Source organism: Pseudomonas sp. SG-MS2, from assembly GCF_009933855.1.
GTDB classification, from domain to species: domain Bacteria; phylum Pseudomonadota; class Gammaproteobacteria; order Pseudomonadales; family Pseudomonadaceae; genus Aquipseudomonas; species Aquipseudomonas putida_E.
Window position 1 is genome coordinate 23,655 of sequence record NZ_MOMO01000191.1, and the last position, 25,907, is coordinate 49,561.

General features: G+C 62.2%; 28 protein-coding genes. 27 read left to right on the forward strand and 1 reads right to left on the reverse strand.

The window, feature by feature from the left end; genetic code table 11:
* The first annotated feature begins 107 nt into the window (after nt 1-107).
* From queA to BLX42_RS16120, 6 genes are all read left to right on the forward strand, one after another.
* Nucleotides 108-1,157, forward strand: a complete 1,050-nt coding sequence (queA, locus tag BLX42_RS16095; protein ID WP_039602792.1) for a tRNA preQ1(34) S-adenosylmethionine ribosyltransferase-isomerase QueA — start codon at nt 108-110, stop codon at nt 1,155-1,157.
* Between the two features lie 14 nt (nt 1,158-1,171).
* Complete coding sequence (gene tgt, locus BLX42_RS16100) at nt 1,172-2,287, forward strand: tRNA guanosine(34) transglycosylase Tgt (protein ID WP_161872170.1); 1,116 nt, start codon at nt 1,172-1,174, stop codon at nt 2,285-2,287.
* 45 nt (nt 2,288-2,332) lie between these two features.
* Nucleotides 2,333-2,668: a preprotein translocase subunit YajC gene (yajC, locus tag BLX42_RS16105; protein ID WP_008092587.1), complete on the forward strand. Its 336-nt coding sequence runs from the start codon at nt 2,333-2,335 to the stop codon at nt 2,666-2,668.
* Between the two features lie 62 nt (nt 2,669-2,730).
* The gene (gene secD / locus BLX42_RS16110; protein WP_046784489.1) at nt 2,731-4,593 is read left to right on the forward strand and encodes a protein translocase subunit SecD; all 1,863 of its coding nucleotides are present in this window, start codon (nt 2,731-2,733) and stop codon (nt 4,591-4,593) included.
* Between the two features lie 10 nt (nt 4,594-4,603).
* Nucleotides 4,604-5,512, forward strand: coding sequence for a protein translocase subunit SecF (secF, locus tag BLX42_RS16115; RefSeq protein WP_161872160.1), 909 nt, complete (start codon nt 4,604-4,606; stop codon nt 5,510-5,512).
* A gap of 119 nt (nt 5,513-5,631) precedes the next feature.
* Entirely contained in the window at nt 5,632-6,177 is a 546-nt protein-coding gene (locus BLX42_RS16120) for a glycine zipper 2TM domain-containing protein (RefSeq protein WP_046784487.1), read from the forward strand.
* A 58-nt stretch (nt 6,178-6,235) separates the two neighbouring features.
* Here BLX42_RS16120 and suhB read toward each other — a convergent pair whose 3' ends face one another.
* On the reverse strand, nt 6,236-7,054 hold the full coding sequence (suhB, locus tag BLX42_RS16125) for an inositol-phosphate phosphatase (protein WP_012316148.1): 819 nt from the start codon (nt 7,052-7,054) through the stop codon (nt 6,236-6,238).
* A 150-nt stretch (nt 7,055-7,204) separates the two neighbouring features.
* Here suhB and trmJ point away from each other — a divergent pair, with 150 nt between their 5' ends.
* The 21 genes from trmJ to BLX42_RS16230 all read left to right on the forward strand — a co-directional run bounded on the left by trmJ (nt 7,205) and on the right by BLX42_RS16230 (nt 25,848).
* Nucleotides 7,205-7,960 carry a tRNA (cytosine(32)/uridine(32)-2'-O)-methyltransferase TrmJ gene (gene trmJ, locus BLX42_RS16130; protein WP_161872161.1) on the forward strand — a complete coding sequence of 252 codons (756 nt, stop codon included), beginning with the start codon at nt 7,205-7,207 and terminating at the stop codon, nt 7,958-7,960.
* 3 nt (nt 7,961-7,963) lie between these two features.
* On the forward strand, nt 7,964-8,749 hold the full coding sequence (gene cysE, locus BLX42_RS16135) for a serine O-acetyltransferase (RefSeq protein WP_046784485.1): 786 nt from the start codon (nt 7,964-7,966) through the stop codon (nt 8,747-8,749).
* Between the two features lie 179 nt (nt 8,750-8,928).
* On the forward strand, nt 8,929-9,420 hold the full coding sequence (gene iscR / locus BLX42_RS16140; protein ID WP_046784484.1) for a Fe-S cluster assembly transcriptional regulator IscR: 492 nt from the start codon (nt 8,929-8,931) through the stop codon (nt 9,418-9,420).
* 51 nt (nt 9,421-9,471) lie between these two features.
* On the forward strand, nt 9,472-10,686 hold the full coding sequence (locus tag BLX42_RS16145) for an IscS subfamily cysteine desulfurase (RefSeq protein ID WP_012316144.1): 1,215 nt from the start codon (nt 9,472-9,474) through the stop codon (nt 10,684-10,686).
* A gap of 46 nt (nt 10,687-10,732) precedes the next feature.
* Nucleotides 10,733-11,119 (forward strand): Fe-S cluster assembly scaffold IscU, encoded by a 387-nt coding sequence (gene iscU, locus BLX42_RS16150; RefSeq protein WP_007929523.1) that lies wholly within the window; start codon nt 10,733-10,735, stop codon nt 11,117-11,119.
* 42 nt (nt 11,120-11,161) lie between these two features.
* Complete coding sequence (gene iscA, locus BLX42_RS16155; protein ID WP_008092567.1) at nt 11,162-11,485, forward strand: iron-sulfur cluster assembly protein IscA; 324 nt, start codon at nt 11,162-11,164, stop codon at nt 11,483-11,485.
* 8 nt (nt 11,486-11,493) lie between these two features.
* Complete coding sequence (gene hscB, locus BLX42_RS16160) at nt 11,494-12,015, forward strand: co-chaperone HscB (protein ID WP_046784483.1); 522 nt, start codon at nt 11,494-11,496, stop codon at nt 12,013-12,015.
* Between the two features lie 42 nt (nt 12,016-12,057).
* Complete coding sequence (hscA, locus tag BLX42_RS16165) at nt 12,058-13,920, forward strand: Fe-S protein assembly chaperone HscA (protein WP_161872162.1); 1,863 nt, start codon at nt 12,058-12,060, stop codon at nt 13,918-13,920.
* 3 nt (nt 13,921-13,923) lie between these two features.
* Complete coding sequence (gene fdx, locus BLX42_RS16170; protein ID WP_039604293.1) at nt 13,924-14,265, forward strand: ISC system 2Fe-2S type ferredoxin; 342 nt, start codon at nt 13,924-13,926, stop codon at nt 14,263-14,265.
* A 10-nt stretch (nt 14,266-14,275) separates the two neighbouring features.
* Nucleotides 14,276-14,476 carry a Fe-S cluster assembly protein IscX gene (iscX, locus tag BLX42_RS16175; RefSeq protein ID WP_003248529.1) on the forward strand — a complete coding sequence of 67 codons (201 nt, stop codon included), beginning with the start codon at nt 14,276-14,278 and terminating at the stop codon, nt 14,474-14,476.
* Between the two features lie 89 nt (nt 14,477-14,565).
* Complete coding sequence (gene ndk, locus BLX42_RS16180) at nt 14,566-14,991, forward strand: nucleoside-diphosphate kinase (RefSeq protein WP_033701183.1); 426 nt, start codon at nt 14,566-14,568, stop codon at nt 14,989-14,991.
* Nucleotides 14,992-15,019: 28 nt separating this feature from the next.
* Entirely contained in the window at nt 15,020-16,165 is a 1,146-nt protein-coding gene (gene rlmN / locus BLX42_RS16185) for a 23S rRNA (adenine(2503)-C(2))-methyltransferase RlmN (protein ID WP_012316139.1), read from the forward strand.
* A 13-nt stretch (nt 16,166-16,178) separates the two neighbouring features.
* The gene (pilW, locus tag BLX42_RS16190) at nt 16,179-16,940 is read left to right on the forward strand and encodes a type IV pilus biogenesis/stability protein PilW (RefSeq protein ID WP_161872163.1); all 762 of its coding nucleotides are present in this window, start codon (nt 16,179-16,181) and stop codon (nt 16,938-16,940) included.
* A complete protein-coding gene (locus BLX42_RS16195; protein ID WP_125923432.1) occupies nt 16,937-17,968 on the forward strand; it encodes a RodZ domain-containing protein in 1,032 nt (343 codons plus the stop codon). The genes pilW and BLX42_RS16195 overlap by 4 nt, the downstream gene beginning before the upstream one ends.
* Nucleotides 17,969-17,971: 3 nt before the next feature.
* Nucleotides 17,972-19,081 (forward strand): flavodoxin-dependent (E)-4-hydroxy-3-methylbut-2-enyl-diphosphate synthase, encoded by a 1,110-nt coding sequence (gene ispG, locus BLX42_RS16200; protein ID WP_012316136.1) that lies wholly within the window; start codon nt 17,972-17,974, stop codon nt 19,079-19,081.
* Nucleotides 19,082-19,105: 24 nt separating this feature from the next.
* Nucleotides 19,106-20,395: a histidine--tRNA ligase gene (gene hisS, locus BLX42_RS16205; RefSeq protein ID WP_012316135.1), complete on the forward strand. Its 1,290-nt coding sequence runs from the start codon at nt 19,106-19,108 to the stop codon at nt 20,393-20,395.
* Between the two features lie 39 nt (nt 20,396-20,434).
* Entirely contained in the window at nt 20,435-21,076 is a 642-nt protein-coding gene (locus BLX42_RS16210; RefSeq protein WP_039602044.1) for a tetratricopeptide repeat protein, read from the forward strand.
* A gap of 1 nt (nt 21,077) precedes the next feature.
* Nucleotides 21,078-22,220, forward strand: coding sequence for an outer membrane protein assembly factor BamB (bamB, locus tag BLX42_RS16215; RefSeq protein ID WP_046784478.1), 1,143 nt, complete (start codon nt 21,078-21,080; stop codon nt 22,218-22,220).
* 117 nt (nt 22,221-22,337) lie between these two features.
* Nucleotides 22,338-23,801: a ribosome biogenesis GTPase Der gene (gene der / locus BLX42_RS16220; protein WP_012316132.1), complete on the forward strand. Its 1,464-nt coding sequence runs from the start codon at nt 22,338-22,340 to the stop codon at nt 23,799-23,801.
* A 119-nt stretch (nt 23,802-23,920) separates the two neighbouring features.
* Nucleotides 23,921-25,069: a pyridoxal phosphate-dependent aminotransferase gene (locus BLX42_RS16225; RefSeq protein ID WP_046784477.1), complete on the forward strand. Its 1,149-nt coding sequence runs from the start codon at nt 23,921-23,923 to the stop codon at nt 25,067-25,069.
* Complete coding sequence (locus BLX42_RS16230) at nt 25,057-25,848, forward strand: amidohydrolase (RefSeq protein WP_046784476.1); 792 nt, start codon at nt 25,057-25,059, stop codon at nt 25,846-25,848. Before BLX42_RS16225 ends, BLX42_RS16230 begins: the two co-directional genes overlap by 13 nt.
* The last annotated feature ends 59 nt before the right edge of the window (nt 25,849-25,907 follow it).

A 25,907-nucleotide genomic window follows, 5' to 3' on the forward strand; every position in this document is an offset into this window, starting at 1 on the left:
TGTGGCGCGCAGTATAGAGAGGTGCTTCAGGTCGGTCAATCGGCTTTCATGGTCAATTTTCACGCATTGGGCTAAACTTCCCGGCCCTGCCGAACCCGAACATCATCATGCGCGTCGCCGATTTTTCCTTCGAACTCCCCGATTCCCTGATCGCCCGCCACCCTCTGGCCGAGCGCCATGGCAGCCGACTGCTGGTCCTCGATGGGCCGAGCGGGGCGCTGGCGCACAAGCAATTCACCGATCTGCTCGACTACCTGCGCCCCGGCGACCTGATGGTGTTCAACAACACCCGGGTGATCCCGGCGCGGTTGTTTGGCCAGAAAGCCTCCGGCGGCAAGCTGGAAGTGCTGGTCGAGCGTGTGCTCGACAGCCACCGCGTGCTCGCCCATGTGCGTGCCAGCAAGGCGCCCAAAGAAGGCGCGGTGATCCTTATCGACGGCGGTGGCGAGGCCGAAATGGTTGCGCGCCACGACACGCTGTTCGAACTGCGCTTCACCGAAGAGGTGCTGCCACTGCTCGAGCGTGTCGGGCACATGCCGCTGCCGCCCTACATCGACCGCCCGGACGAGGGCGCCGACCGTGAGCGTTACCAGACGGTGTACGCCGAACGCGCAGGTGCCGTAGCCGCGCCAACCGCTGGCCTGCACTTCGACCAGGCGCTGCTGGACAAGATCGCCGCCAAGGGCGTGGAGCGCGCCTTCGTCACCCTGCATGTGGGGGCTGGCACCTTCCAGCCGGTGCGGGTCGACAAGATCGAAGACCACCACATGCATAAAGAGTGGCTCGAAGTGAGCCAGGATGTGGTCGATGCCATCGAGGCCTGCCGGGCCCGGGGTGGCCGTGTGGTCGCGGTTGGCACCACCAGCGTGCGCTCGCTGGAAAGCGCTGCGCGCGATGGCGTGCTCAAGGCCTTCAGCGGCGATACCGACATCTTCATCTACCCAGGCCGGCCGTTCCATGTGGTCGATGCCCTGGTCACCAACTTCCACCTGCCGGAGTCCACGCTGCTGATGCTGGTCTCGGCATTTGCCGGTTACCCCGAGACCATGGCTGCCTACGCGGCGGCGGTCGAGCAGGGGTACCGCTTCTTCAGTTACGGTGATGCCATGTTCATCACCCGCAATCCGGCGCCACGCGGCCCAGAGGATCAAGCATGAGTCGCACCTGTCGAATGTCCTTCGAACTGCTGGCCACCGACGGCAAGGCCCGTCGTGGCCGCCTGACCTTCCCCCGTGGCACGGTCGAAACCCCGGCGTTCATGCCGGTGGGTACCTATGGCACGGTCAAGGGCATGCTGCCGCGTGACATCGAGACCATTGGTGCCGAGATCATCCTTGGCAACACCTTCCACCTGTGGCTGCGCCCAGGTACCGAGGTGATCAAGAAGCACAACGGCCTGCACGATTTCATGCAGTGGAAAGGCCCGATCCTGACTGATTCGGGTGGTTTCCAGGTGTTCAGCTTGGGCGCCATGCGCAAGATCAAGGAGGAGGGCGTGACCTTCGCATCCCCAGTGGATGGCTCCAAGGTGTTCATGGGCCCGGAAGAGTCCATGCAGGTGCAGCGCGACCTGGGTTCGGACATCGTGATGATCTTCGACGAGTGCACACCGTACCCGGCAGAGCACGACGTGGCGCGCACCTCCATGGAGCTGTCGCTGCGTTGGGCGCAACGCTCGAAGAACGCCCACGGGGACAACACCGCGGCGCTGTTCGGCATCGTCCAGGGCGGCATGTACCAGGACCTGCGCATGCGCTCGCTGGAAGCGCTGGTCAATATCGACTTCGATGGCCTGGCCATCGGTGGCCTGTCGGTGGGCGAGCCCAAGCACGAAATGATCAAGGTGCTGGATTACCTGCCGGCCCAGATGCCTGCTGACAAACCTCGTTACCTTATGGGGGTAGGCAAACCCGAAGATCTCGTTGAGGGTGTGCGCCGCGGCGTCGACATGTTCGACTGCGTGATGCCGACGCGTAACGCGCGCAACGGCCATCTGTTCGTCGATACAGGGGTGATCAAGATCCGCAACGCGTTCCATCGCCACGATGATTCGCCGCTGGATCCGACCTGTGATTGCTACACCTGCACGAACTTCTCCCGCGCTTATCTCCATCACCTGGACAAGTGCGGCGAAATGTTGAGCAGCATGCTGAATACCATCCACAACTTGCGCCATTACCAGCGCTTGATGGCCGGTTTACGCGAGGCTATTCAACAGGGTAAATTGGCCGCCTTCGTCGACGCCTTCTATGCCAAGCGCGGGCTGCCTGTGCCGCCTTTGGACTGATTGTTCGCACCATCCTAATTAAAACTTAAGCAACTGGAGTGCCTAATGAGCTTCTTGATCCCCGCCGCCTATGCGGACGCTGCTGCACCCGCCGCTGGCCCAGCCGGCACCGGCTTCGAGTGGATTTTCCTGGTCGGTTTCCTGGTCATCTTCTACCTGATGATCTGGCGCCCGCAGGCCAAGCGTGCCAAAGAGCAGAAGAACCTGCTGAGCAACTTGCAAAAAGGTGATGAAGTTGTCACCAACGGCGGCATCGCTGGCAAGATCGTCAAGGTTTCCGATGATTTCGTGGTTCTCGAAGTGTCCGACACCGTCGAGCTGAAGTTCCAGAAGGGCGCCATTGCCGCGACCCTGCCAAAAGGTACGCTCAAGGCTATCTGAGTTACCGGTTTTTTTTCCAGTCGGGGCGCGCAACGCGCCCCGCGTCTTGAACGGGCGGCGTGATGCTGAACAAATACCCTCTGTGGAAATACGCACTGATCGTGTTGGTACTGGCGATCGGTTTTATTTATTCCGCTCCCAACCTCTACCCGGATGACCCGGCGGTGCAGATCAGCGGTGCCAGCTCGGCGCTGCAGGTGAACCAGTCCGACCTCGACCGCGTCAGCAAGGCGCTGACCGAAGCCGGTATCACCGTCAAGGGTGCAAGCCTGGGTGAGAAGGGCAGCGCGCTGGTGCGCCTGACCAATCAGGAAGACCAACTGCCAGCCAAGGATGTAGTGCGCAAGGCACTGGGCGATGATTATGTCGTGGCCCTGAACCTGGCCCAGACCACTCCACAATGGCTGCGTAACCTGGGTGCAAGCCCGATGAAGCTGGGCCTGGACCTGTCCGGTGGTGTGCACTTCCTGCTGGAAGTGGACATGGACAAGGCCATGAGCGCCCGCCTGAAAGTCTACGAAGGCGAGGTCAAGACCTTGCTGCGCAAAGAGCGCGTCCGCTACCGCAGCCTGCCTCAGCAGGATGGCGGCATCATGCTGGGCTTCGCTGACGATGCCACCCGCGAACAGGCACGTGCCCTGATCCGCAAGAATTTCAGTGATTTCGACCTGACCACCAGCGAGCGTAATGAAACCGCCGTGCTGCGTCTGGCGCTGACTCAGGCGAAAGTCGCCGAGATCCGCGAATACTCGATCAAGCAGAACCTCACCACCGTGCGCAACCGCGTCAACGAGCTGGGCGTCGCCGAGCCGCTGGTTCAGCGCCAGGGCGCCAACCGCATCGTGGTCGAGCTGCCGGGCGTGCAGGACACTGCCGAAGCCAAGCGTATCCTCGGCAAGACGGCCAACCTGGAGTTCCGCTTCGGTGCCGAGCCAGGCGCGTCCAGGGCCACTACCGAGGTCTTCGAGTTCCGTGAGGGCGGCCGTTCCGCCCAGGTCGAGCGTGGCCTGATCATCACCGGTGACCAGGTCACCGACGCCCAGGCCAGCTTCGACGAGCATGGTCGTCCGCAGGTGAACATCCGCCTCGACGGCCACGGTGGCGAGCTGATGAGCCGCGCGACCCGCAGCAACGTCGGGCGCAGCATGGCGGTGATCTTCATCGAGCAGAAGCCGGTCACCCGCTACGTCAAGCAGACGGTCAACGGCGTCGAGAAAGACGTGCCGGTGCAGAGCTTCCTGGAAGAGAAGAAGATCATCAGCCTGGCGACCATCCAGTCGCCGCTGGGCAGCCAGTTCCGCATCACCGGCCTTGACGGCCAGGGTGAATCGTCCGAACTGGCCCTGCTGCTGCGTGCCGGTGGCCTGGCTGCGCCGATGTACTTCGCTGAGGAGCGTACCATCGGCCCAAGCCTGGGTGCTGACAACATCACCAAGGGTATCGATGCGTCGCTGTGGGGCATGCTGTTCGTCTCGCTGTTCATCATCGCCATCTACCGCGCGTTCGGTGTGCTGGCAACCATCGCCCTGGCGGGCAACATGGTCTTGCTGCTGGCATTGATGTCGCTGCTGGGTGCCACCCTCACTTTGCCGGGTATCGCCGGTATCGTGCTGACCATGGGTATGGCGGTCGACGCCAACGTACTGATCTTCTCGCGTATCCGTGAAGAGATCGCTGCCGGCATGTCGGTGCAGCGCGCGATTCATGAAGGCTTCAATCGCGCGTATTCGGCGATCGTCGATGCCAACCTGACCACACTGCTGGTCGGCGGCATCCTCTTCGCGATGGGTACCGGGCCGGTCAAGGGCTTTGCCGTCACCATGTCCCTCGGGATTTTCACCTCGATGTTCACCGCCATCATGATGACCCGTGCGCTGGTCAACCTGACCTGTGGCGGGCGTGACATCAAGAAGCTGTGGGTTTGAGGGAGCGACGATGAAAACCATCAATTTCATGGGCGTGCGCAATGTTGCGTTCGCCGTAACCGTGCTCCTTACCGTGCTGGCACTGTTCAGCTGGTGGCAGAAGGGCCTGAACTTCGGCCTGGACTTCACCGGCGGTACGCTGATCGAGCTGACCTACGAACGCCCGGCCGACCTGAATGCAGTGCGCGCCGAGCTGGTCGAATCCGGCTTCAACGAAGCCGTGGTGCAGAGCTTCGGCGCTACCACCGACCTGTTGGTGCGCATGCCTGGTGATGACCCGATGCTGGGTAACAAGGTTGCCGAAGCCCTGCAGAAGGTTGGCGGTGACAACCCGGCGACGGTCAAGCGCGTCGAGTTCGTCGGCCCGCAGGTGGGTGAAGAACTGCGCGACCAGGGTGGCCTCGGCATGCTCCTGGCGCTGGGCGGCATCCTCATCTACCTGGCCTTCCGCTTCCAGTGGAAGTTCGCTGTGGGCGCGATCATCTCGCTGATCCACGACGTGGTGGTGACGCTGGGTATCCTGTCGTTCTTCCAGATCACCTTCGACCTCACGGTGCTGGCGGCGGTGCTGGCGATCATCGGTTACTCGCTCAACGACACCATCGTGGTGTTCGACCGGGTACGTGAGAACTTCCGCGTGATGCGCAAGGCCTCGCTGATCGAGAACATCAACATCTCCACCACGCAGACCCTGCTGCGCACCGTAGCCACTTCCGTTTCGACCCTGCTGGCAATCGGCGCACTGCTGCTCTTTGGCGGTGACAACCTGTTCGGCTTCTCCCTGGCCCTGTTCATCGGTGTCATGGCGGGTACCTACTCCTCGATCTACATCGCCAACGTGGTGCTGATCTGGCTGAACCTGAACAGCGAAGACCTGATCCCACCGGCCAAGACCGACGGTGTGGATGATCGTCCTTAAGGCATAGCCCTAGCCGTTCGGCGATCGAAAAGGCGCGAGTGTTGAACTCGCGCCTTTTTTTTTGCTCCAAGGCTGGGAGCAGGCGGGTTTACCCCGCGGGTATGAATCAGGAGGTTCAAGTGAATAAATCAATGCTGGTGGGTGCGGTACTGGGTGCTGTCGGTGTTACTGCCGGAGGTGCTGTGGCGACCTACAGCTTGGTGAACAAAGGCCCCGAATACGCCCAGGTCACCGACGTGCAGCCGATCAAGCAGCAGGTGAAAACCCCTCGCGAAGTGTGCAAGGACGTGGCCGTGACGCGTCAGGCGCCGGTCAAGGACCAGCATCAGATTGCCGGTACCGTTGTTGGCGCTTTGGCGGGCGGCTTGCTGGGTAACCAGATCGGTGGTGGCACTGGCAAGAAAATCGCCACCGTGGCCGGTGCGGTCGGTGGTGGCTATGCCGGCAACAAGGTGCAGGAGGGCATGCAGGAGCGTGATACCTATACCACTACGCAGACCCGTTGCAACACGGTCAACGATGTCAGTGAGAAGGTCGTTGGTTACAACGTGACCTACTCAATCGGTGACCAGGTCGGCAAGGTGAAGATGGATCGCGAGCCGGGCTCGACCATCCCGCTGGACAAGAATGGCAAGCTGATCCTGAGTGAAGCCGGGCAGCAATAATCTTGCAGGCACAAAAAAAGCACCTCGCCGGTGCTTTTTTTGTGCCTGCAATCTGCGCTTAGCGCTTCATGTGCTCTGGCAGGTGCGGCTGGATAGCGGTCAGCACGGCCTTGAAGCACTTGATGTTGCCGGCAACGATGTGGCCCTTGTCGAGGAAGTCGTGGCCACCGTTGAAGTCGCTCACCAGGCCGCCTGCTTCCTGGATCAGCAGCACACCGGCTGCCATGTCCCACTCGGACAGGCCCGACTCCCAGAAGGCGTCGAAACGGCCGGCGGCCACGTAGGCCAGGTCCAGGCTGGCGGAGCCGGCGCGGCGGATGCCGGCAGTCTGGCCAGTCAGGGCGCGGAACATGCCCAGGTAGTTGTCCAGGTCGGCCATCTGGCTGTCACGGAACGGGAAGCCGGTGCCCAGCAGGGCGCCGTCCAGGCTGGTGCGCGAGCTGACGCGCAGGCGACGGCCATTGAGCTGGGCGCCACGGCCACGGCTGGCGGTGAACTCTTCCTGGCGTACCGGGTCGAGAACGACGGCGTGTTCAATGCGGCCACGGTATTTGCAGGCAATGCTGACGGCGAAGTGCGGGATGCCGCGCAGGAAGTTGGTGGTACCGTCCAGTGGGTCGATGATCCACAGGTAGTCCTTGCCTTCTTCGCCGGTGCCCGCGTGCATGCCCGTCTCTTCACCCTGAATGGAGTGGTTCGGGTAGGCCTTGCGCAGTGCGTCGACGATCTTCTGCTCGGCGGCGCGATCAACCTCGGAAACGTAGTCCTTAGCCTCTTTCTCGTCCACCTTGATGCTATCCAGGCGTTCGATGGAGCGGAAAATCAGTTCACTGGCGCTGCGAGCGGCGCGCAGGGCGATATTCAGCATAGGCTGCATGGGCGGGTCACCTGGAGATGTTAAAGAAGAAAGCCGATCATTCTAGCAGAAAAGTTTGGCGGCAGAAGTGTCACATTTGCTTTCATGGCGTTACGCTGGTCGGTTCTGTAAGATCGAACCCCCAAAACCCGCATCTGTGAGCACAACACCTTGCTGCAAAATATTCGTGTTGTTCTGGTCAATACCAGCCACCCCGGCAACATCGGCGGCGCTGCGCGAGCCATGAAAAACATGGGCTTGTCGCGTCTGGTGCTGGTGCAGCCAAAAGAATTCCCCGCCGCAGACGCCAGTGCGCGTGCCTCCGGTGCCGACGATGTGCTGGCCAGTGCCCAGGTGGTCGACAGCCTCGAGCAGGCGCTGGTCGGCTGCAGCCTGGTCATGGGCACCAGCGCCCGTGAGCGCAGTATTCCCTGGCCGTTGATCGACCCCCGTGAATGCGGGGCCAAGGCCGTGGAGCATGCCGTCGGCGGTGAGGAGATTGCCTTGGTGTTCGGGCGTGAGCACGCCGGCCTGACCAACGAAGAACTGCAGCGATGTCACTTTCACGTGCACATTCCCTCGAACCCCGACTTCAGCTCGTTGAACCTGGCCGCTGCGGTCCAGGTGCTCGCCTATGAGGTGCGCATGGCCTGGCTGGCGGTTGAAGGCACGGCGCAGAGAGTCGAAAAGGTCGACGCCAGCGAGCTGGCGACCATGGACGAAATGGAGCTGTTCTATGAACACCTGGAAAAAACCCTGGTGGACATCGGCTTCCTTGACCCCGAAAAGCCCAAGCACCTGATGGCGCGCCTGCGCCGGCTGTATGGGCGCAGCTCGGTGGAACGTCCGGAAATGAGCATTTTGCGCGGTATCCTCACCGAGACCCAGAAGGTCGCACGGGGCGAGCCGCATAAAAGGAAGGACTGACAGATGTTCGAACGTCTGCGTGAAGATATCCAGAGCGTTTTCCATCGGGACCCGGCGGCACGCAATGCCTTCGAGGTGCTGACCTGCTACCCGGGCATGCATGCCATCTGGCTGCATCGCCTGGGCAATGCCTTGTGGAAGCGCGATTTCAAATGGCTGGCTCGCCTGGTGTCGAATTTTGGCCGCTGGATGACCGGTATCGAGATCCATCCCGGTGCGACCATCGGCAGGCGCTTCTTCATCGATCACGGCATGGGTATCGTCATCGGCGAAACCGCCGAGATCGGCGACGACGTCACTCTTTACCAAGGCGTGACCCTGGGTGGCACCAGCTGGAACAAGGGCAAGCGTCACCCGACCCTGGAAAACGGCGTAGTGGTGGGGGCAGGGGCCAAAGTGCTCGGCCCGTTCACCGTCGGTGCCGGGGCCAAGATCGGCTCCAATGCAGTGGTGACCAAGGCGGTGCCGGCAGGTGCCACGGCGGTCGGCATTCCGGGGCGGATCATCGTCAAGAGCGAAGACAGCGAAGTCGAGGCCAGGCGCAAGGCCATGGCCGAAAAGATCGGCTTCGATGCCTACGGCGTCAGTGGCGACATGCCTGACCCGGTGGCGCGTGCCATCGGCCAGATGCTCGACCACCTGCAGGCTGTCGACGAGCGGCTGGAAGGCATGTGTGGCGCATTGACCAAAATGGGCAGTGACTACTGCGCCAAAGAGCTGCCGGCCCTGCCCGAAGATGACTTCAGCGAGATCTCGGCAGTTGCCCCGCGCGACGCTCGGTCGCATTGATCGCGCCGCAGGGAGGTCATACTGGCATGTGGGGCGTGTGCTCACGCCCCTTTGCTGCTACAATCGCGCCCGCCTCCCAGATGCAAACCCGACTAAAGCAGTAGGTCTAATAGTTGACTTAAATGCTCGGGAATAGCATACTCGCTCACATCCTGTAACTCCCGTGGTAACCATTAGCCATGCGACTGACTACCAAAGGCCGATACGCCGTGACAGCCATGCTTGACCTGGCCTTGCACGCGCAGCATGGGCCTGTGTCTTTGGCCGACATTTCCGAGCGCCAGGGCATTTCCCTCTCTTATCTGGAGCAGCTGTTCGCCAAGCTGCGCCGCAGCAGCCTGGTATCCAGCGTGCGCGGCCCAGGCGGTGGTTACCAGCTGTCCCGTGGCATGGAAACCATCCAGGTGGCCCAAGTCATCGACGCGGTCAACGAGTCGGTCGATGCCACCCGTTGCCAGGGCCTTGGGGATTGCCATGCCGGTGACACCTGCCTGACCCACCACCTGTGGTGCGACCTCAGCCAGCAGATCCACGAATTCCTCAACGGCATCAGCCTGGCCGACCTCGTCATGCGCCGTGAGGTGCAGGAAGTCGCCCAACGCCAGGACCTGCGTCGTGTCGCAGGCCGTTCTGCCCAGCTGGACAAGATTGAGACGTCCGCCGTCGACTGACCTTTATTAACAGTGCGACGAGCGACGCCACCGCCTGATAGGAGATACTCAATGAAGTTGCCGATCTACCTCGATTACTCCGCGACCACGCCGGTCGATCCCCGTGTCGCCCAGAAGATGGCCGACTGCCTGCTGGTCGACGGTAACTTCGGTAACCCGGCTTCGCGCTCCCACGTGTTTGGCTGGAAAGCCGAGGAAGCGGTCGAAAACGGCCGTCGCCAGGTTGCCGAGCTGATCAACGCCGACCCGCGCGAGATCGTCTGGACCAGCGGTGCTACCGAGTCCGACAACCTCGCCATCAAAGGCGTGGCGCACTTCTATCAGTCCAAAGGCAAGCACATCATCACCTCCAAGATCGAGCACAAGGCGGTCCTGGATACCGCTCGCCAGCTCGAGCGTGAAGGTTTCGAAGTCACCTACCTCGAGCCAGGCGAAGACGGCATCGTCACTCCGGCCCAGGTCGAGGCGGTGCTGCGTGACGACACCATTCTGGTCTCGCTGATGCACGTCAACAACGAAGTCGGCTCGATCAACGACATCGCCGCCATCGGTGAACTGACCCGTTCGCGCGGCGTGTTGTTCCACGTTGACGCCGCCCAGTCGGCCGGCAAGGTGGAAATCGACCTGCAAAAGCTGAAAGTCGACCTGATGTCGTTCTCCGCGCACAAGGCCTACGGCCCGAAAGGCATTGGCGCGCTGTACGTCAGCCGCAAGCCTCGCGTGCGTCTGGAAGCGATCATCCATGGCGGTGGCCATGAGCGCGGCATGCGTTCGGGCACCCTGCCGACCCACCAGATCGTCGGCATGGGCGAAGCATTCGCCATTGCCAAGCAGGAAATGGCCGCTGAAAACCAGCGCATCAAGGCCCTGAGCGACCGCTTCTTCAAGCAGGTCTCGGACCTCGAAGAGCTGTATGTCAACGGTAGCCAGACTGCCCGCGTACCGCACAACCTGAACCTGAGCTTCAACTATGTCGAAGGCGAGTCGCTGCTGATGTCGCTCAAGGACATCGCGGTATCGTCCGGTTCGGCCTGCACCTCCGCTTCGCTCGAGCCGTCGTATGTACTGCGCGCTCTGGGCCGTAACGACGAGCTGGCGCACAGCTCGATCCGCTTCTCCTTCGGCCGCTTCACCACCGAAGAAGAAGTCGACTACGCCGCGCAGAAAGTCTGCGAGGCTGTAAACAAACTGCGTGAGCTGTCGCCGCTGTGGGACATGTACAAAGACGGCGTTGACATCTCCAAGATCGAGTGGGCCGCCCACTAAGCAGTCGCCGGCAAGAGCGGCTCCCTGATGAGGAAGGAATTGCACCATGGCATACAGTGAAAAGGTCATCGACCACTACGAAAACCCACGTAACGTCGGCAAGATGAATGCCGAGGACCCGGATGTCGGTACCGGCATGGTCGGCGCCCCAGCGTGCGGTGACGTGATGCGTCTGCAGATCAAGGTCAACGAGCAAGGCATCATCGAAGATGCCAAGTTCAAGACTTACGGCTGCGGTTCGGCCATCGCTTCCAGCTCCCTCGCCACCGAGTGGATGAAGGGCAAGACCCTGGACGAAGCTGAAACCATCAAGAACACTCAGCTGGCGGAAGAACTGGCGTTGCCGCCGGTCAAGATCCACTGCTCGGTACTCGCCGAGGATGCCATCAAGGCAGCCGTTCGCGATTACAAGCAGAAGAAAGGCTTGATCTAAGTCGCCTGTTGCGAAGTAACCGACGTTGAGGAAAAAGTACCGATGGCTATCAGCATGACAGAAGCCGCCGCCAACCACGTGCGGCGTTCCCTCGAAGGGCGCGGCAAGGGCGAGGGCATCCGCCTGGGCGTGCGCACCACCGGTTGCTCGGGCCTGGCCTACGTGCTGGAGTTCGTCGATGAACTGGCGGACGAGGACACCGTGTTCGAGAACCATGGCGTCAAGGTGATCATCGATCCCAAGAGCCTGGTTTACCTTGACGGCACTGAGCTGGATTTCGTCAAGGAAGGGTTGAACGAAGGCTTCAAGTTCAACAACCCCAACGTACGCGGTGAGTGTGGCTGCGGCGAAAGCTTCAACGTCTGAGGCTGGCTGTGGGTACTCCTTGTCATTTCGCTCTGTTCGACCTCCAGCCGTGCTTCCGGTTGGACCTCGACAAGCTGGCCACTCGCTATCGCGAGCTGGCCCGCGAGGTTCATCCTGACCGCTTCGCCGACGCTTCCGAGCGTGAGCAGCGGGTAGCGCTGGAAAAATCCGCCGCCCTCAACGACGCCTACCAGACCCTGCGCAGTGCCCCGCGCCGTGCCCGCTATTTGCTGGCCATCGGTGGCCACGAGGTGCCTCAGGAAGTCACGGTCCACGACCCTGACTTCCTGCTGCAGCAAATGCAGTGGCGCGAGGAACTCGAAGAGCTGCAGGACGAAGCCGACCTCGACGGTGTCGCCGTGTTCAAGAAGCGCCTGAGGGCTGCTCAGGAACAGCTCAACGAGGATTTTGCCGCCTGCTGGGATGTGCCTGCCGAGCGCGACAAGGCCGAGCGCCTGATGCGCCGCATGCAGTTCCTCGACAAGCTCGCCCAGGAAGTGCGCCAACTAGAAGAGCGCCTCGACGATTAACCCGGCGTTGCCCGTGATGACGCCTAAGGTATTCAGATAAGCATGGCCCTACTGCAGATCGCCGAACCCGGTCAAACCCCCCAGCCGCACCAGCGTCGCCTGGCGGTGGGCATTGACTTGGGTACTACCAATTCTCTGGTCGCTGCCCTGCGCAGCGGTCGCAGTGAACCCCTGCCCGATGCGCAGGGCAACGTCATTCTGCCCTCCGCAGTGCGCTATCTGGCGGGCCACAATGAGGTCGGCCTGGCAGCGCGTGAAGCTGCCGCCAGCGACCCGCTGAACACCGTGCTGTCGGTCAAGCGCCTGATGGGGCGTGGCCTGGCCGACGTCAAGCAACTGGGTGAACAGCTGCCGTATCGCTTCATTGGCGGCGAGTCGCACATGCCGTTCATCGATACTGTCCAGGGGCCGAAGAGCCCGGTGGAAGTGTCCGCCGATATCCTCAAGGTGCTGCGCGAGCGCGCCGAGGCGACCTTGGGCGGCGAGCTGGTGGGCGCGGTGATCACCGTGCCGGCCTATTTCGACGATGCCCAGCGTCAGGCGACCAAGGATGCAGCCAAACTGGCTGGCCTGAACGTACTGCGCCTGCTCAATGAGCCGACCGCTGCTGCCGTGGCCTATGGCCTGGACCAGAATGCCGAAGGCCTGGTGGCCATCTATGACCTGGGTGGCGGTACGTTCGATATTTCCATCCTGCGCCTGACTGCAGGTGTGTTCGAAGTGCTTGCCACCGGTGGTGACACCGCCCTGGGGGGCGATGACTTCGATCACGCCATTGCCAGCTGGATCATCGAGCAGGCCGGACTGTCCGCCGACCTCGACCCTGCTACCCAGCGCCAGCTGCTCCAGGCCGCCTGCGCCGCCAAGGAGGCCCTGACCGACACCGACGTGGTCAGTGTCCGCCATGGCGCCTGGCAAGGCGAGCTCAGCCGCGCCGCTTTCGAGGCCATGATCGAGCCGCTGATTGCCCGTAGCCTCAAGGCCTGCCGCCGCGCCGTGCGCGACAGTGGCGTCGAGCTGGATGAAGTGGGTGCGGTGGTCATGGTGGGTGGTTCGACCCGCGTACCGCGTGTGCGTGAAGCAGTAGGTACGCTGTTCGGCCGTGCCCCGCTGACCTCGATCGACCCCGACCAGGTGGTAGCCATCGGCGCCGCCATCCAGGCTGACACCCTGGCCGGCAACCGCCGCGAAGGCGGTGAACTGCTGCTGCTCGACGTCATTCCGCTGTCCCTTGGTCTTGAGACCATGGGGGGGTTGATGGAAAAGGTGATCCCGCGCAACACCACCATTCCGGTGGCCCGCGCGCAGGAATTCACCACATATAAAGATGGCCAGTCGGCCATGATGATTCACGTTCTGCAGGGTGAGCGCGAGCTGATCAGCGACTGCCGTTCGCTGGCGCGTTTCGAGCTTCGTGGTATTCCGGCCATGGTTGCCGGCGCCGCGAAAATCCGCGTGACCTTCCAGGTCGATGCCGACGGTTTGCTCAGCGTCGCGGCCCGTGAGCTGGGTTCCGGCGTAGAAGCCAGTATCCAGGTCAAGCCGTCCTACGGCCTGACCGACGGTGAGATCGCACGCATGCTCAAGGACTCCTTCGAGCACGCAGGCTCCGACAAGCAGGCGCGTCAGCTTCGTGAACACCAGGTCGACGGCGAGCGCCTGCTTGAAGCTGTCCAGGGAGCCCTGGATGCTGATGGCGAGCGACTGCTCAGCAGTGAAGAGCGCGAAGCCATCGAGTTCCAGATGCAAGAACTACGTGATTTGCTGACCGGCACCGATGGCCCTGCCATCGAGCAACAGACCAAGCGTCTGTCGCAGGTGACCGATGCATTTGCCGCCCGTCGCCTTGATTCGACGGTCAAAGCCGCACTGGCCGGGCGCAACCTGAATGAGATCGAGGAGTAACCGATGCCGCTGGTGACATTCCTGCCGCATGAGAAGTTCTGCCCAGAGGGGCTGAGCGTGGAGGTCGAGCCCGGGACCAATATCCTGGAGCTGGCCCACGACCATCACATCGAGATGGAAAGCGCCTGCGGTGGCGTAAAGGCCTGCACCACCTGCCACTGCATCGTGCGCAAGGGTTTCGACTCGCTTGAAGAAGCGGACGAACTCGAAGAGGACATGCTGGACAAGGCCTGGGGCCTGGAGGCGCAATCGCGTCTCGGCTGCCAGGTGGTCGTCGGTGATCAGGACCTGACCATCGAGATCCCCAAATACTCGCTCAACCACGCTGCCGAAGCGCCCCACTGAGGATTTTTCAATGAGTCTGAAATGGGTTGATGTACTTGAGATCGCTATCCAGCTTGCAGAAAGCAAGCCGGAAGTCGATCCTCGTTATGTGAATTTCGTCGATCTGCATCGCTGGGTGCTGGCCTTGCCAGAATTCAGCGACGATCCGTCACGCGGCGGTGAGAAAGTGCTCGAGGCCATCCAGGCGGCCTGGATAGACGAAGCCGACTAAGCGTGGCGCTGCAGGTTAGGCAATCCCCTGGAACCCGCGTATAATTCGCGGGTTTAATTTTTCGCAACACTCATATTCTGGAGTTTTCCATGGCTGTTCAACGTACTTTCTCGATCATCAAGCCTGACGCAGTTGCCAAAAACGTCATCGGCAAGATCACCACTCGCTTCGAAGACGCCGGCCTGAAAATCGTTGCTTCGAAAATCAAGCAACTGTCCAAAGCCGAAGCCGAAGGTTTCTACGCTGAGCACAGCGAGCGCGGCTTCTTCGGTGACCTGGTTGCCTTCATGACTTCCGGCCCGGTTGTCGTTCAGGTTCTGGAAGGCGAAAACGCCATCGCTCTGAACCGTGAGCTGATGGGCGCCACCAACCCTAAAGAAGCTGCTGCCGGCACCATCCGTGCTGACTTCGCCGAGTCGATCGACGCCAACGCCGTTCACGGTTCGGACTCCGAAGCTGCTGCTGCTCGCGAAATCGCTTACTTCTTCGCTGCTACCGAGGTAACCACTCGCTAAGCGAAAGCTTACGGGTGAGGGTGAATCCATGACGACATCTACTGGCAAAATCAACCTGTTGGGCCTGACCCAGCCGGAAATGGAACAATTCTTCGACTCAATCGGGGAGAAGCGCTTCCGTGCCGGCCAGGTGATGAAATGGATTCACCATTTTGGCGTCGATGATTTCGCCGCCATGACGAACGTCGGCAAGGCCTTGCGCGAAAAGCTCGAGGCTGTTGCCGAAATTCGTCCTCCGGAAGTGGTCAGTGAAGACATTTCCGCAGACGGCACCCGCAAATGGGTGATCCGCGTTGCCTCCGGCAGCTGCGTCGAGACCGTCTACATCCCAACCGACGATCGCGGCACTCTCTGCGTTTCGTCGCAAGCCGGCTGCGCCCTGGACTGCAGTTTCTGCTCCACCGGCAAGCAAGGCTTCAACAGCAACCTCACCGCCGCCGAAGTGATCGGCCAGGTGTGGCTTGCCAACAAATCCTTCGGGACCGTCCCGGCCAAGATCGACCGCGCGATTACCAACGTGGTCATGATGGGCATGGGCGAGCCTCTGCTGAATTTCGACAATGTCATCGCTGCCATGAAGATCATGATGGATGATCTGGGCTATGGCATTTCCAAGCGTCGCGTCACCTTGTCCACCTCCGGCGTGGTACCGATGATCGACGAACTGGCCAAGCACATCGACGTGTCCCTGGCCCTGTCGCTGCATGCGCCGAACGACGAGCTGCGCAACCAGCTGGTGCCGATCAACAAGAAGTACCCGCTGAAGATGTTGCTGGAGTCGTGCATGGGCTACATGGCCACCTTGGGTGGCAAGCGCGTGCTGACGGTCGAGTACACCCTGCTCAAGGACGTCAACGACCAGCCCGAGCATGCCGCGCAGATGATCGAACTGCTGCGCGATGTACCGTGCAAGATCAACCTGATCCCGTTCAACCCGTTCCCGCATTCCGGTTACGAGCGCCCTAGCAACAACGCTATTCGCCGCTTCCAGGACTTGCTGCACCACGGTGGCTTCAACGTCACCACCCGTACCACCCGTGGCGATGACATCGATGCCGCCTGTGGCCAGCTGGTCGGCCAGGTCAATGACCGTACCCGCCGCAGCGAGCGCTACATCGCCGTACGTCAGCTGTCTGCCGACGCCGAGCTGCAAGACAGCGCCGTGCGCCACTGAGTCCGGGCCCGCCATGAGCCTGCGCGCCGCGCTGTCGATCCTTGCGCTTTCGCTGCTGGCCGGCTGCGTGTCGGGTGGTGCGAATGACCCACTGGCAACTCGACAGGGGCGAGTGGAGGCGGGGAGTGCCTATGTGCAGCTTGGGCTTGGCTATTTGCAACAAGGTTTGACCGAGCAGGCCAAGGCTCCGTTGGGCAAGGCACTGGTGCTCGATGCCAAGGATGGCGATGCTCACGCAGCCTTGGCCCTGGTGTTTCAGGCCGAAGGTGAAGCTGCGCTGGCTGAGGAACACTTCAAGAAAGCGTTGTCGGCAAGCCCCGGCGACACGCGAATTCGCAACAATTACGGCAGTTTCCTATATGCTCAGCAGCGTTTTGCCGAAGCCGAGCAGATGTTTCGCCTGGCCAGCGCCGATACCCTGTATCCTGAACGTTCGCGCGTCTACGAGAACCTTGGCCTGACAGCCCTGAAACTCGGCAACCGTGACCAGGCGCAGGCGTATCTGAGCAAGGCCCTGCAACTCAACCAGCGGCAACCCAGGGCGTTGCTGGAAATGGCTGAGTTGTCCTACGAAAACAGGCATTATGTGCCGGCACGGGGTTTCTACGATCGTTTCAGCCAGTTGAGCGATCACAATGCCCGTAGCCTCCTGCTGGGTAGCCGTCTTGCCCGGGTGTTCGACGAGCAAGGCACACAGGCCGAACTGGGCCAGCAATTACAACGACTTTATCCCGGTACGCCGGAATATCAGCAATACCTGTCGGAGCAACGATGAAAGCCGCGCATCCCGAAGTAGCAGCAGCGACTGGCCAGAACCCCGGTGAATTGTTGCGCCAGGCCCGCGAAAGACGGGAGTGGTCGCAAGCCGAGGTGGCCCGCAAGCTCAACCTCACCGTAAGTTCGCTGAACCACGTGGAAACCGGTGCCTTCGACAAGCTGCCAGGGCATACCTTCGCCCGTGGCTACATCCGTGCCTATGCCAAGCTGATGGACATGGACCAGGCGCCGCTGGTCGAGGCCTTCGACCAGTACACCGGCACCCATGCCAAGGGCAGCGACGTACATTCACTGGGCCGCATCGAAGAGCCGGTGCGCCTTTCGCACAACATCCTGCGCGGTGTCAGCCTGTTGCTGCTGGTTGCGGTGGTCGGTGGCAGCTTCCTGTGGTGGCAGGACCAGGGCAGCCTGCGCGGCAAGGACCTGGCCAATATCGCCCTGGAGCATGTCGAGGTCGAAAGCGCCGACGGTACCACCCAGATCCACCCGCTGGATGAGCCTGAAGACCAGGCTGTTACCTTAGGCCAGCAGGGCGAAAGCGCGCCGCTGCCGCTGGAGCAGGCACCTGCCGAGCCGGTTGCCGAGGCCAGCAGCGAGGCCGCCCCGGCTGCCGCAGCAGCCGCGCCGGTCCAGCAGGCGCCTGCACAGGCTGAAGCGCCTGCGCCGACAACGGCAGCACCAGCCGCGCCAGCCACGCCAGCCGCCCCCGTAGCCCAGGCCGCCCCTGTGGCGCCTGCCGCCAGCGTGCCGGCCATTGCCACCGAGCCTGCCGCCGTGCCGGCCGGCAGCGCCAAGGTTGCAATCCAGTTCACCGCCGATTGCTGGACCCAGGTGTCCGATGGCAACGGCAAGGTGCTGTTCAGCGCCATCAAGCGCAAGGGCGACAACCTCGAGCTGACCGGCAAGCCGCCGTTCGCGGTGCGCCTGGGCTTTGCCCGCGGCGCCCAGGTCAGCTACAACGGCCAGGCCGTCGATGTTGCCCCGTTCACCAGTGGCGAAACCGCTCGCCTGAAGTTGGGACAGTAAGTCATGCACGGCGAATCTCCGATCAAACGTCGCGAATCCCGCAAAATCTGGGTCGGCAATGTGCCTGTGGGTGGTGATGCCCCCATCGCGGTGCAGAGCATGACCAACACCGACACCAATGATGTCGCCGCCACCGTTGGCCAGATCCAGCGCCTGGTCGATGCGGGGGTCGACATCGTCCGTGTTTCGGTACCGGACATGGACGCCGCCGAGGCGTTCGGCAAAATCAAGCAACTGGTCAGCGTACCGCTGGTCGCCGACATCCACTTCGACTACAAGATCGCGTTGCGCGTGGCCGAACTGGGCGTCGACTGCCTGCGTATCAACCCGGGCAACATCGGCCGTGAGGACCGTGTTCGTGCTGTGGTCGATGCCGCTCGTGACCGTGGCATCCCGATCCGTATCGGTGTCAACGCAGGCTCCCTGGAAAAGGACCTGCAGAAGAAATATGGCGAGCCAACCCCGGCGGCACTGGTCGAATCGGCCCTACGCCATGTCGAGCACCTGGACCGCCTGGATTTCCAGGACTTCAAGGTCAGCGTCAAGGCCTCCGACGTGTTCATGGCCGTCGAAGCCTATCGCTTGCTGGCCAAGCAGATCATCCAGCCGCTGCACCTGGGCATCACCGAGGCCGGTGGGCTGCGCTCCGGCACGGTGAAATCCGCCGTCGGCCTCGGTATGCTGCTGGCCGAAGGCATCGGCGATACCATCCGCATTTCGCTGGCGGCCGACCCGGTCGAGGAAGTGAAGGTCGGCTACGACATCCTCAAGTCGCTGCACCTGCGTTCGCGTGGCATCAACTTCATCGCCTGCCCGAGCTGCTCGCGGCAGAACTTCGATGTGGTCAAGACCATGAACGAACTGGAAGGGCGCCTGGAAGACCTGCTGGTACCGCTGGACGTGGCGGTGATCGGTTGTGTGGTCAACGGCCCTGGCGAAGCGAAGGAAGCCCACGTTGGCCTGACCGGCGGCACGCCGAACCTGATCTACATCGACGGCAAGCCGGCGCAGAAACTGACCAATGACAACCTGGTCGATGAGCTGGAAAAGCTCATCCGCCAGAAAGCGGCCGAAAAGGTCGAGGCCGACGCGGCGCTGATCGCCCGCGGCTGACACACAGATTCGTAAGGACTTTTCGTGAGCAAATCGCTGCAAGCCATCCGTGGCATGAACGACATCCTGCCAGAGCAGTCGCCGCTGTGGCGCTACTTCGAAGGCACCGTCGCCGGGCTGCTGGACACCTATGGGTACAGCCAGATCCGCACGCCGATCGTCGAGTTCACCGAGCTTTTCAAGCGCTCCATCGGTGAAGTCACCGACATCGTCGAAAAAGAGATGTACACCTTCGAGGACCGCAACGGCGATTCGCTGACCCTGCGCCCTGAAGGCACCGCTGCCTGCGTACGTGCAGTGCTCGAGCACGGCATCACCGGCAACGGCCAGGTGCAGAAGCTGTGGTACATCGGCCAGATGTTCCGCCACGAGCGCCCGCAGAAGGGCCGCTACCGTCAGTTCCACCAGATTGGCGTCGAGGTGTTCAACCTGGACGGCCCGGACATCGATGCCGAGCTGATCATGCTGACCTGGCGTCTGTGGGGCCTGCTGGGCATCCAGGATGCGGTCAAGCTCGAGCTGAACAGCCTGGGCACCAGCGAGGCCCGCGCCCGCTACCGCGACGCGCTGGTCGAGTTCCTCTCGGCGCGCCTGGAACAACTCGACGAAGACAGCCAGCGCCGCCTCAAGAGCAATCCGCTGCGCATCCTCGACAGCAAGGACCCGAACACCCAGGCGGTGCTGGTCGGCGCGCCGAAGCTGGAAGACTACCTCGACGAAGACTCCCGCGTGCACTTCGAGGGCCTCAAGGCCCGTCTGGATGCCGCCGGCATTCCGTTCGTGATCAACACCAAGCTGGTGCGTGGCCTGGACTACTACAGCAAGACCGTGTTCGAGTGGGTCACCGACAAGCTCGGCGCCCAGGGCACCGTCTGCGCAGGCGGCCGCTACGATGGCCTGGTCGAGCAGATGGGTGGCAAACCGACCACCGGCGTTGGTTTCGCCATGGGTATCGAGCGCCTGATCCTGCTGCTGGAGACCCTGGGCAAGGTACCGGCGTCCATCAACCGTCAGATCGATGTCTACCTGTGCGCCTTCGGCGAGCAGGCGGAGCTGGCTGGCCTGCGCTTGTCCGAGAGCCTGCGCGACCGGCTGCCGGGCCTGCGCCTGGCGGTCAACGCCGGTGGCGGCAGCTTCAAGAGCCAGTTCAAGAAAGCCGACAAGAGCGGCGCGTTGTTCGCCCTGATCCTGGGTGACGACGAGCTGGCCAAGCAAGAGATTGGCCTCAAGCCCCTGCGTGGTCAGGGCGAACAACAGAACATTGCCTGGGATGCTCTGGCTGAGCACCTGGAAACCGCGATCGCTCAGGCGTAACGCGGTTCAACAAGCGAATAGGCGAAAAGGAGTATTGGGGTGTCGAGTACCGATGATGATGACCTGGCAGGGGTCAAGGACTGGTGGAACCGTAACGGCAAGCCACTGCTGACCGGTGCGCTGCTGGCTGGCGTAGTGGTGTTGGGCTGGAACACGTGGCACAAGTACCAGGACAACCAGTCGCAAGGCGCATCGCAGCTGTATCAGGCCCTGCTTGAAACCAGCCTGACGCCAAGCGGGCAGCCGGACGCGACCAAGGTCGCGGAGCTGTCCGGCAAGCTCAAGAGCGAGTTCGGTGGTACCGCCTACGCCCAGTACGGCAGCCTGTTCGTGGCCAAGGTCGCGGTAGAGAGCGGCAAGCTCGACGACGCCGCTGCCGAGCTCAAGAATGTGCTCGACAAGCCTGCTGACGACACCCTGGGCGAAATTTCGCGCCAGCGCCTGGCACGCGTGCTCGCGGCCCAGGACAAGGCTGAAGATGCGCTCAAGCTGCTCGACGGCGACGCCGACAAGGCGTTTTTGGCCAGCCGTGAAGAATTGAAGGGCGACCTGCTGGTGCAGTTGGGTCGTGCCGACGATGCCCACAGCGCTTATGAAAAAGCCAAGGCCGCGCTGTCCGATGAGGCGGCGGTCGGTGGCTTGCAACTGAAGCTGGATGACTTGGCCAAAGGGGACGCGTGACGTGATCGGTTGGAAACAAGCAGCAGTGCTGACCCTGGCCGTACTGGCCGCAGGTTGCAGCAGCAACAGCAAGAAGGAACTGCCTCCGGCCGAGCTGACCAAGTTCACCGAAGAAGTGGTACTGAAAAAGCAGTGGAGCCGTTCGATCGGTGACGGCCAGGGCGAGACTTACAATACCCTGGTGCCAGCCATCGAGAACGACCGCATCTACGCCAGCGACGTCAATGGCGAAGTCTTCGCCCTCGACCGCATTACCGGCGACGTGGTGTGGAAGCAGGATCTGGAGCTGCCGGTTTCCGGCGCCGTCGGCGTTGGCTATGGCCTGGTCATGCTCGGCACCCTCAAGGGTGAAGTGATTGCCCTGGACTCCAGCACCGGTGAAGAGCGCTGGCGCTCGCGCGTAACCAGCGAAGTCCTGGCGCCGCCTGCCAACAACGGTGACGTTGTGGTGGTGCAGACTCAGGACGACCGTCTGATCGGCCTCGATGCCGCTACCGGCGACCGCCGCTGGATCTACGAGAGCACCCCGGCTGTACTGACCCTGCGGGGCACCGGTGCGCCGATCGTCACCAACCGTCTGGCTGTAGCCGGCCTGTCCACCGGCAAAGTGGTCGCGGTCGACATCAACAACGGCGTGCCGGTGTGGGAGAGCCGTGTGGCGATCCCGCAGGGCCGTTCCGAGCTGGACCGTGTGGTCGACATCGACGGCGGCCTGCTGCTGTCCGGTGGTACGCTGTACGTCAGCACCTACCAGGGGCGCGTAGCGGGCCTGGACCTGGAAAGCGGCCGTGTGCTGTGGCAGCGTGATGCCTCGAGCTACGTGGGTGTCGCCCAAGGTTTCGGCAACGTCTATGTCAGCGAAGCTTCGGGCAGTGTCGAGGGTGTCGACGAGCGCTCTTCCAGCGCGCTGTGGACCAACGACTCGATGGCGCGCCGCCAATTGTCGGCACCGGAAGTGTTTTCCAGCTACGTGGCTGTAGGTGACTTCGAAGGTTACCTGCACCTGCTCAGCCAGGTCGACGGCCGTTTCGTCGGCCGTGAGCGTATCGACAGCGATGGCCTGCGCGCCCGGCCCCTGGTGGTCGGCGACACCATCTATGTCTTTGGCAACAGCGGCAAGCTCGAGGCACTGACCATCCGCTGAAGCTATGCTCAAGGCCACGACAGGTCTTGAGTTGCGGCGTAGGACACGCCGCCCGAACTCCGGCCGCTGCCTTGCAGCGGCCTTTGCATTTTCAAGAATTCAAGAGTGGAGAGCCGCATGGTTCCCGTAATCGCCCTGGTGGGACGGCCGAACGTCGGCAAATCCACCATGTTCAACCGCCTGACCAAAACCCGCGATGCCATCGTGGGTGACCTGTCGGGTCTGACCCGTGACCGCCAGTATGGTGATGCCAGCTGGCAGGGTCGCTCCTTCATCCTGATCGACACCGGTGGTATCACCGGTGACGAAGTGGGCATGGATGAGAAGATGGCCGAGCAGTCGCTGATGGCCATCGAAGAAGCCGACTATGTGCTGTTCCTGGTCGACGCCCGCGCCGGCATGACTGCCGCCGACCAGATGATCGCCGAGCACCTGCGCAAGCGGAACAAGTCGGCCATCCTGGTGGCCAACAAGATCGACAACATCGACGCCGACGTCGCCCGCGCCGAGTTTTCGCCGCTGGGCATGGGCAATGCCATTCCGGTGGCCGGCTCGCAGGGCCGCGGCATCAATCAGTTGATGGAGTCGGTGCTGGGCCACATTCCTCGCGATGCTGAGGAAGAAGCCCTCGACCAGGAGGTTGCCGAAGGCGAGGAAGCGGTACGCATCCCCGGCCCGAGCGAAAAGGATGGCATCAAGATCGCCATCATCGGCCGCCCCAACGTGGGCAAGTCGACCCTGGTCAACCGCATGCTCGGCGAAGAGCGCGTGGTGGTCTACGACCAGCCGGGTACCACCCGTGACAGTATCTACATCCCGTTCGAGCGCGATAACGAGAAGTACACCTTCATCGACACCGCTGGCGTGCGCAAGCGCGGCAAGATCCACGAGGAAGTCGAAAAGTTCTCGGTGGTGAAGACGCTGCAGGCGATCAAGGACGCCAACGTGGTGATCTTCGTCATGGACGCCCGCGAGGGTGTGGTCGACCACGACCTCAACCTGCTGGGCTTCGCCCTGGAAGCGGGCCGCGCCATCGTCATCGCCCTGAACAAGTGGGACGGCATGGAGTCGGGTGAGCGCGACTACGTCAAGACCGAGCTGGAGCGCCGGCTGTTCTTCGTCGACTTTGCCGACATCCACTTCATCTCGGCGCTGCACGGCACCGGCGTGGGCCACCTGTACAAGTCGGTGCAGGCCGCGTTCAAATCGGCGGTCACCCGCTGGCCAACCAGCCGTCTGACGCAGATCCTCGAAGACGCCGTCAGTGAGCACCAGCCACCGCTGGTCAACGGCCGCCGCATCAAGCTGCGCTATGCCCACCTCGGCGGTGCCAACCCGCCGCTGATCGTGATCCACGGCAACCAGACCGAGAAGATTCCCAAGTCGTACTCGCGTTACCTGGAAAACACTTACCGCCGGGTGCTCAAACTGGTCGGTACGCCGATCCGCATCGAGTACAAAGGCGGTGAGAACCCGTACGAGGGCAAGAAGAACACCCTCACCGACCGCCAGGTCAACAAGAAGCGCCGCTTGATGTCGCACCACAAGAAGGCCGAGAAGAAGCGCCGCGACAAGCGCTGACAAGCGGCAAACTTCAAGTCGCAGGCTGCAAGAATGAGCGGACGCTGATACATGTCGCTTTTTCTTGTGGCTTGGAGCTTGTAGCTTATAGCTCTCCGTCCCGCAGGAAAGAGGGCTTCATGATCCGCAGCAAACTGCCGAACGTCGGCACGACCATCTTCACCACCATGTCCCAGCTCGCCGTGCAGACGGGCGCGCTCAACCTTTCCCAGGGTTTCCCCGACTTCAATGGCCCGCAGGCTTTGCTCGATGCGGTTGGCCGCCATGTGTCCGCCGGGCATAACCAGTATGCGCCGATGACCGGCTTGCCGGCCTTGCGCCAGCAGGTGGCGGCCAAGGTCGAGCGCCTGTATGGGACCAAGGTCGATGCCGATCAGGAAGTGACCATCACCCCGGGCGCCACCGAGGCGATCTTCTGTGCCATCCAGGCGGTGATCCACGCGGGTGACGAGGTGATCGTCTTCGACCCCTGTTACGACAGCTATGAGCCCTCCGTGGCGCTTGCCGGCGGCCGCTGCGTGCACGTACAGCTCAGTGATGGCGACTTCGGTATCGACTGGCAGAGGTTCAGCGATGCCCTGAGCCCGCGCACACGCATGGTCATCCTCAATTCGCCGCATAACCCCAGTGGTGCGCTGATCACGGCTGAAGACCTGGACCAGTTGGCGCGCCTGATCGCTGACCGCGATATCTACCTGGTCAGCGACGAAGTGTATGAACACCTGGTCTACGATGGCGTACGTCATGCCAGCGTTCTGGCGCATGCAGAGCTGTACCGCCGCGCGTTCGTGGTCAGTTCGTTCGGCAAGACGTACCACGTGACCGGCTGGAAGACCGGCTACGTGGTCGCGCCACCTGCCTTGAGCGCGGAGCTGCGCAAAGTGCATCAGTACGTCAATTTTTGCGGGGTTACACCGCTGCAGTGTGCACTCGCGGACTTCATGGCCGAACACCCTCAGCATGTCGACGAACTGCCAGGTTTCTACCAGGCCAAGCGCGACCTGTTCTGCGACCTGCTCAAAGGTTCGCGTTTCAGCTTTACCCGCACGGCCGGCACCTATTTCCAGCTGGTGGACTATTCGCAGATCCGGCCAGACCTGAACGACGTCGAAATGGCCCTTTGGCTCACCCGTGAACACGGCGTGGCGACCATTCCGGTGTCGGTGTTCTACCAGCAACCCATCCCCGAGCAACGCCTGGTACGCCTGTGCTTTGCCAAACGTGAGGAGACGCTGCGTCAGGCAGCGGAAAAACTATGCGCGATCTGAGTGCACTGCCCAACCTGAAAATCGCCCTGGTGCAAACGGCCCTGGCCTGGCACGACCGCGAGGCCAATTACGCGCATTTCGAGGTGTTGCTCGACCAGGCTGGAGATGCCGACCTGGTGATCCTCCCCGAGATGTTCACCACTGGTTTTTCGATGGAATCGGAAAGCTTGGCCGAGCCCGAGAACGGCCCGACCTACAAATGGCTCAAGGCTCAGGCCAAGCGCATCAACGCAGTGGTTACCGGTAGCGTTATCATCCAGGCCGCCGATGGCAGCCACCGCAACCGCTTGCTGTGGGCGCGCCCGGACGGCGAGATCCTGCACTACGACAAGCGCCACCTGTTCCGCATGGCCGGTGAGCACAAGCATTACACCCCGGGTGAGCGTCAGGTGCAGTTCGAGATCAAGGGCTGGCGGGTACGCCCGCTGATCTGCTATGACCTGCGTTTTCCGGTGTGGAGCCGCGATGCCCAAGATACCGACCTGCTGTTGTACACCGCGAACTGGCCGGCGGCGCGCCGCCAGCACTGGAACCGGCTGCTGCCGGCGCGGGGTATCGAGAACCTGTGCTTCGTGGCGGCGGTGAACCGGGTGGGCACCGATGGCAAGGGTTTCGCGTATTCCGGCGACAGCCAGGTGCTGGATTTCCAGGGTGAAAGCTTGCTCAGTGCGGGCGAGGCAGACGGGGTGTTCACGGTCGTGCTGAGGGCGGCGGAGCTCGCCAACTACCGTACCCGCTTCCCGGCCAACCTGGATGCCGATACCTTCGAGCTGCATTGAGCCAGCACCGCCCCCCGGTAGGAGCGGCCTTGTGTCGCGAAAGGGTCGCAGAGCGGCCC

Excerpts from the sequence above, each read along its gene's own strand:
- ispG (WP_012316136.1), top strand. The coding sequence starts at position 17,972 with ATGCACGGCGAATCTCCGATCAAACGTCGCGAATCCCGCAAAATCTGG.
- rlmN (WP_012316139.1), top strand. The coding sequence starts at position 15,020 with ATGACGACATCTACTGGCAAAATCAACCTGTTGGGCCTGACCCAGCCG.
- BLX42_RS16225 (WP_046784477.1), top strand. The coding sequence starts at position 23,921 with ATGATCCGCAGCAAACTGCCGAACGTCGGCACGACCATCTTCACCACC.
- secF (WP_161872160.1), top strand. The coding sequence starts at position 4,604 with ATGAAAACCATCAATTTCATGGGCGTGCGCAATGTTGCGTTCGCCGTA.
- queA (WP_039602792.1), top strand. The coding sequence starts at position 108 with ATGCGCGTCGCCGATTTTTCCTTCGAACTCCCCGATTCCCTGATCGCC.
- secD (WP_046784489.1), top strand. The coding sequence starts at position 2,731 with ATGCTGAACAAATACCCTCTGTGGAAATACGCACTGATCGTGTTGGTA.
- iscA (WP_008092567.1), top strand. The coding sequence starts at position 11,162 with ATGGCTATCAGCATGACAGAAGCCGCCGCCAACCACGTGCGGCGTTCC.
- iscR (WP_046784484.1), top strand. The coding sequence starts at position 8,929 with ATGCGACTGACTACCAAAGGCCGATACGCCGTGACAGCCATGCTTGAC.
- BLX42_RS16145 (WP_012316144.1), top strand. The coding sequence starts at position 9,472 with ATGAAGTTGCCGATCTACCTCGATTACTCCGCGACCACGCCGGTCGAT.
- der (WP_012316132.1), top strand. The coding sequence starts at position 22,338 with ATGGTTCCCGTAATCGCCCTGGTGGGACGGCCGAACGTCGGCAAATCC.
- BLX42_RS16195 (WP_125923432.1), top strand. The coding sequence starts at position 16,937 with ATGAAAGCCGCGCATCCCGAAGTAGCAGCAGCGACTGGCCAGAACCCC.
- hscA (WP_161872162.1), top strand. The coding sequence starts at position 12,058 with ATGGCCCTACTGCAGATCGCCGAACCCGGTCAAACCCCCCAGCCGCAC.
- iscU (WP_007929523.1), top strand. The coding sequence starts at position 10,733 with ATGGCATACAGTGAAAAGGTCATCGACCACTACGAAAACCCACGTAAC.
- BLX42_RS16230 (WP_046784476.1), top strand. The coding sequence starts at position 25,057 with ATGCGCGATCTGAGTGCACTGCCCAACCTGAAAATCGCCCTGGTGCAA.
- fdx (WP_039604293.1), top strand. The coding sequence starts at position 13,924 with ATGCCGCTGGTGACATTCCTGCCGCATGAGAAGTTCTGCCCAGAGGGG.
- ndk (WP_033701183.1), top strand. The coding sequence starts at position 14,566 with ATGGCTGTTCAACGTACTTTCTCGATCATCAAGCCTGACGCAGTTGCC.
- yajC (WP_008092587.1), top strand. The coding sequence starts at position 2,333 with ATGAGCTTCTTGATCCCCGCCGCCTATGCGGACGCTGCTGCACCCGCC.
- cysE (WP_046784485.1), top strand. The coding sequence starts at position 7,964 with ATGTTCGAACGTCTGCGTGAAGATATCCAGAGCGTTTTCCATCGGGAC.
- tgt (WP_161872170.1), top strand. The coding sequence starts at position 1,172 with ATGTCCTTCGAACTGCTGGCCACCGACGGCAAGGCCCGTCGTGGCCGC.
- suhB (WP_012316148.1), bottom strand. The coding sequence starts at position 7,054 with ATGCAGCCTATGCTGAATATCGCCCTGCGCGCCGCTCGCAGCGCCAGT.
- iscX (WP_003248529.1), top strand. The coding sequence starts at position 14,276 with ATGAGTCTGAAATGGGTTGATGTACTTGAGATCGCTATCCAGCTTGCA.
- pilW (WP_161872163.1), top strand. The coding sequence starts at position 16,179 with ATGAGCCTGCGCGCCGCGCTGTCGATCCTTGCGCTTTCGCTGCTGGCC.